We start from the raw sequence: 1,605 nt of genomic DNA, 5'->3' as shown, positions 1-1,605 counted from the left end.
CTGAGAGGCTGACGCAACGGTCAGCCCCTCAGCGATCCCCGACCAGAACACCCGCATGTTCGCCCGAGTCGCCACGAGCCCCACCCCTCAGCTGGGGTGATGCAACGACCGGTTGACACCGAGGAGGTTGATCGACGTCCGTCCTGGTTCACCAGATCCGGTGGAGGAGGACGGAGGTGGATCAACCCCCCTGATCACCGCTGGGCCCGGAGGTCAGCCCTGGGCGAGCTCGGCGAGGTGCTGGGTGTCCCGCCAGCCCTGCAGCCGCGACTCGTAGTCCTTCGTCGCGATGCCCAGCGGCGCGGTGCCGAAGAAGACGCGCAGCGGCGGGGCCTCGCTGTCCACCAGCTGCAGGACGGCGGCCGCGGACGCCACCGGGTCACCGGGGCTGGACACCCGCGCCTTGCGCTGCTCGGCCGCCTTCACCCGGAACTCGTCGTAGGCCGGGTCCGGGGTGGCGTGCTTGGCCGAGGCGCCGGGCCAGTCGGTGTCGAAGCCGCCGGGCTCGATCAGCGTGACGTGGATGCCGAAGTCGGCGACCTCGGCGGCCAGCGCCTGGGAGAAGCCCTCCAGCGCCCACTTCGACGCGTTGTAGATGCCGATGTTCGGGAACGCGGAGATGCCGCCGATGCTCGACACCTGCAGCACGTGGCCCGAGCCCTGCTCGCGCAGGAACGGCAGCGCGGCCTGGGTGACCCACAGCGCGCCGAACACGTTGGTCTCGAACTGCGCGCGGGCCTCGGCCTCGGAGACCTCCTCGACCATCCCGAACTGGCCGTAGCCGGCGTTGTTGACCACGACGTCGAGCCGGCCGAAGTGGGCGTGCGCCCGCTCGACGGCGGCGAACACGGCCGCGCGGTCGTCGACGTCGAGCTGCACGGGCAGCACGCGGTCACCGAACCGGGCGACGACGTCCTCCAGCGCAGCGGTGTCGCGGACGGTGGCGGCGACGGAGTCGCCGCGCTCGAGGGCGGCGATCGTCCAGGCGCGGCCGAAGCCGCGGGAGGCGCCGGTGATGAACCAGGTCTTCGACATGCCTGGTGCCAGCACCCCCCGCGGCCGGGGTGTTCCCGTCAGCGGCGGTCGTCGTCCCGCCGGTGCTGCTCGTCGGTGATCCGGGGCAGCTGGGCGGTGCCCGGCTCGTCGGTGCGCGGCTGCTCCTCGGCCCAGATCGGCGGCTCATCGGTGGGCGCCGGCGGCTGCGCGTAGGCCTGCTGCGGGTCGGGTGCGGCGGTCGCGCCCGTCGAGGGGCCCGTCGACCAGGGCTGCGGCGAGCCGTACTGCTCCTCGGCCGCCGACTGCCCGTAGCCCTGCTGGCCGTAGCCCTGCTGGTCGTAGCCCTGCTGGTCGTAGCCCTGCTGGTCGTAGCCCTGCTGGTCGTAGCCCTGCTGGTCGTAGCCCTGCTGTCCCTGGCCGGGCGAGCCGTACCCCTGCTGCTGCTCCGGGGCCGGCTGGGGGACGGCCTGCTGGTCGTAGACCTGCGTGGGGTGCTGCTCGGCGGGCTGCTGCGGCGGGTAGGGCGCCGCGGCCGGGGCAGCGGCGCGCTCGGCGGCCGCCCGCTCGGCCTCGGCCTGCTGGGTGCGCTGCCGGTCGGCCTCGGCGCGG

2 protein-coding genes are annotated in these 1,605 nt (G+C 73.9%); both read right to left on the bottom strand.

Annotated features, from left to right (window positions below; all coding sequences use genetic code 11):
• Window positions 1-213 precede the first annotated feature (213 nt).
• The gene (locus tag NH342_RS22895; RefSeq protein ID WP_253018664.1) at window positions 214-1,035 is read right to left on the bottom strand and encodes an SDR family oxidoreductase; all 822 of its coding nucleotides are present in this window, start codon (window positions 1,033-1,035) and stop codon (window positions 214-216) included.
• A 38-nt stretch (window positions 1,036-1,073) separates the two neighbouring features.
• A partial coding sequence (locus tag NH342_RS22890) for a hypothetical protein (RefSeq protein WP_253018662.1) occupies window positions 1,074-1,605 on the bottom strand: 532 nt, incomplete at its 5' end.

This window comes from Klenkia sp. PcliD-1-E, from assembly GCF_024124375.1.
Classification (GTDB): Bacteria; Actinomycetota; Actinomycetes; order Mycobacteriales; family Geodermatophilaceae; genus Klenkia.
Note: the sequence above shows the minus strand (reverse complement) of the source record. Positions and strands in the feature narration are given on the sequence as shown.